This window comes from Rhodococcus sp. CX (genome assembly GCF_015865005.1).
GTDB lineage: Bacteria > Actinomycetota > Actinomycetes > Mycobacteriales > Mycobacteriaceae > Rhodococcus.
In genome coordinates, this window is the sequence record NZ_JADZGH010000156.1 from 43,993 (window position 1) to 47,149 (window position 3,157).

The 3,157-nt window shown below is 66.6% G+C and carries 3 protein-coding genes; all 3 read right to left on the minus strand.

Going from position 1 to position 3,157, the window contains the following annotated elements:
• On the minus strand, window positions 1-1,152 hold a 1,152-nt coding region (locus I0Q12_RS16410; protein WP_197252907.1), incomplete at its 3' end, for an NtaA/DmoA family FMN-dependent monooxygenase.
• 266 nt (window positions 1,153-1,418) lie between these two features.
• The gene (locus I0Q12_RS16415) at window positions 1,419-2,450 is read right to left on the minus strand and encodes an ABC transporter permease (RefSeq protein ID WP_197252908.1); all 1,032 of its coding nucleotides are present in this window, start codon (window positions 2,448-2,450) and stop codon (window positions 1,419-1,421) included.
• 22 nt (window positions 2,451-2,472) lie between these two features.
• On the minus strand, window positions 2,473-3,157 hold a 685-nt coding region (locus I0Q12_RS16420; protein WP_197252909.1), incomplete at its 5' end, for an ATP-binding cassette domain-containing protein.

Here is a 3,157-nt window from a genome sequence, read left to right on the forward strand (position 1 = left end):
CACGGTGTCCGGGCTGCCGACCAGACCGAGGTCGGTGATCTGGAAGGACTCCGCCGCGACCTCCCGAAGGGTCTTGCCTTCGGTGTCCTGGAAGAGGTTGGCGATCGACGACCGTTCGCCGTTGCCCTTGGACAGGTCGATCTGATCGACCGGGGTATCGAGGTCGATCGATCCGAAGTCGATTCGCCCGCCGCTCGTGTAGCTCATGTTCCACAGGTTGTACTCGACCGCGGCGTCGGTGTACCGGTAGCGGCGCAGCGCCTCGGCCTTCTCCTGCGCTTCCGCGTCCGTGGGGGCGACGATCGGGGTGGCGAGGAACAGCAGCTTGATGTCGCTGGGCTTGCGGCCGTGGGCGAGCATTCGGCTGTGAATGTCCTCGCGGTAGGCCTTCATGTCCTCGACCGTCTTGCACATGGCCATCTGCGTGTCGCCGTGCCGCGCCGCGAGTTCGCGACCCGGCACCGAGCCACCCGCCGAGACGACCGGGATGTCCCGCTGCGGCCCGGGGATGGTGTTGAGCGGGCCGCGGGAGCGGAAGTACTTCCCCTCGAAGTTGATGGGGTGGACTTTGGTGTGGTCGGCGTAGATGCCGTTCACGTCGTCGGCGACCACCGCGTCGACGTCCCACGAGTGCTGCAGCTGCTTGACGACCTCGACCCACTCCTCGGCCATCTTGTACCGCTCGTCGTGGTCGAAATGCTGGTCGTAGCCGAAGTTCTGGGCCACACGGTCGGTGACGGAGGTGACGACGTTCATGCCGATGCGTCCCTCGGTGAGATGGTCGAGCGTCGTGTAGAGCCTGGCAGCGAGGTAGGGGTGGTACTGGATGGTCGAAACGGTGGGAACGATGCCGATGTGCTTGGTGCGCTGGGTCATCAGCGGCACGAGCGGCATCGGGTCGTTCTTCGGTGCCATGAAGCCCCGCCGAAGCGATACTTCCGCGGATCCGTTGTAGCTGTCCTCGACCATCGCGGTGTCCTCGATGAGGATGTAGTCGAAGCAGGCGCGCTCGAGCGATGCTGCCAGATCGACGTACAGGTCGGGCTTCATCCAATCCCGCATGTTCGCACCGGTGTACACACCGTCGCCTCCCGCAGGGTTCCACGGCTGGATTCCGAAGCCGCTCCCGAGAAACCATCCGAGATGAAACATGTTCTCTGCCTTTCACTTCTGCCGATAGACGACCGCTCGTTCGCGGATACTGCGCAGTCTCCTTCGGGCAGGGAGGCGATTCCGTTCCGCCTCGGTAACACACGCGTTGCGCGAGTCGACGGTCGGCAGTCGTGGCCGTCGGCGCTGCATCGACGCACGAGCCTCGACGTGTTGCGCAACCGTGACAGCGGCGCAACACAGGGAGGCAGACAGAACCCCCGGGCCGGGACTCATGCGGTCCCGGCCCGGGGGTCACGGGCACCGACTCAACGCTTTCCACGGGAGGCGGTGCGACGACGGACAGCGCCGGACAGCGCGACCGCGATCACCAGCGCGCCGCCGTAGAACAACTGCTGGACGAAGCTGGCCACGCCGAGCATCTGCAGCCCGACGACACCCGCCACCAGGAAGTACACGGCGACGAGGGTGCCGAACGCATTGAATCGGCCGGGGACGATGGCGGTGGCGCCGAGGAACGCGGCGGCGAAGGCGGGCAGCATGAACGACTGTCCCGACGACGGGTCCGCGCCGCTGAGCATGCCGGCGTACACGATGCCGGCGAGCGCGGCGACGAACGCCGACGTCACGAGCGCGCCACCGCGGATGCGATCGACGTGCAGGCCGCTCAACCGGGCGACCTGCGCGCCGCGTCCGACGAACAGCAGCCGACGTCCGATCGGGGTGTACTGGAACACCACGGCCGCGACGAGGACGAGCGCCAGCGCGTAGTAGAACTGCAGCGACACCCCGAAGACGCGGGTGCCGATGGTTGCGTCGACGAGCCCCGAGTCGATACCGGTGACCGAGGTCGAGTCCGAGATCCACTGCACGACACCGAGAACCACGGTACCGCTGCCGAGTGTCGCGATGAACGAGTCGATCTGCAGCCGCACAACCAGCAACGCGTTGACGAGGCCGACGAACACCGCCGCGAGGATCGCGACGAGAATGGCCGGCAGCAGCGACCAGCCGTGCTGGACGTTGAGTACCGCGATCGTCATGGCCGCCAGCGACATGGTCGACACCGCGGACAGGTCGAATTCGCCTGCGGTGAGCGGCACGATCAGGCCCAGCGCCAGGATGAGCAGTACCGCCTGGGAGCCGAGGATGTTCTGCAGGTTGTTGGCGGTCGGGTAGACCTCGGGGCGCAGCACGCTGAAGAAGACGACGACTGCGACGAGAGCGAGGACGAGGGCGTACTTCTCGAACACCGGCCCGAGCGCCGGGCGTCGCTTCGGTGGTGCTTCTTCAGGTGCGACGGTGTTCGGAGCGGCGGTCTTGTCGATGGTGACGGACATCAGGCATTCACTTCCTGTCGGGTCAGGCCGAGGACACTGTCCTCAGACCGAGAACACTGTCCGAGATGTGTTGCTTGGAGAGGTTGTCGCCGGTGAGTTCGGCGACGATGTGGCCGTGGGAGAACACGAGCACGCGGTTGCACAGCACCGACAGTTGCTCGTAGTCGGAACTGGCGACGACGATGCCCGCTCCCCCGTTCGCGGTGTCGCGCAGCATCTCGAAGATGCGTGCGCGGGCACCGATGTCGACACCCTGGGTGGGCTCGGCCAGCAGGACCAGCTGCGGATCGATCTGAAGCCACTTGCCGAGCAGCGCCTTCTGCTGGTTGCCGCCGGACAGCGACCCGTACACGGCCTGCGGATCGCGGGGCCGAACGTCGCAGTGTTCGGCAAGGGCGCTGGCGACGGCGTTCAGCGCACGCGGTTTCACGAAGCCGCTACCGAGGATCGGGAGCGTGACGTTCTCGGCGACCGTCAGTTCCGGCGCGCTGCCCTCGACCTTGCGGTCCGGCGGCACGTACACGACCTTGCGGGCGAGCGAGTCGATCGGCGTCGTGGTGGGCAGCGCGACGTCGTCCGATCCGATCGTCATGCGCCCGCCGCGTGCGGGTTTCGCGCCGTACAGCGCGGCCAGCACGTCGTCGTAGCCGGATCCGGCGATCCCCGTGAGCCCGACGATCTCACCGGGACGCACCTCGAACGTGATG

Excerpts from the sequence above, each read along its gene's own strand:
- I0Q12_RS16415 (WP_197252908.1), bottom strand. The coding sequence starts at position 2,450 with ATGTCCGTCACCATCGACAAGACCGCCGCTCCGAACACCGTCGCACCT.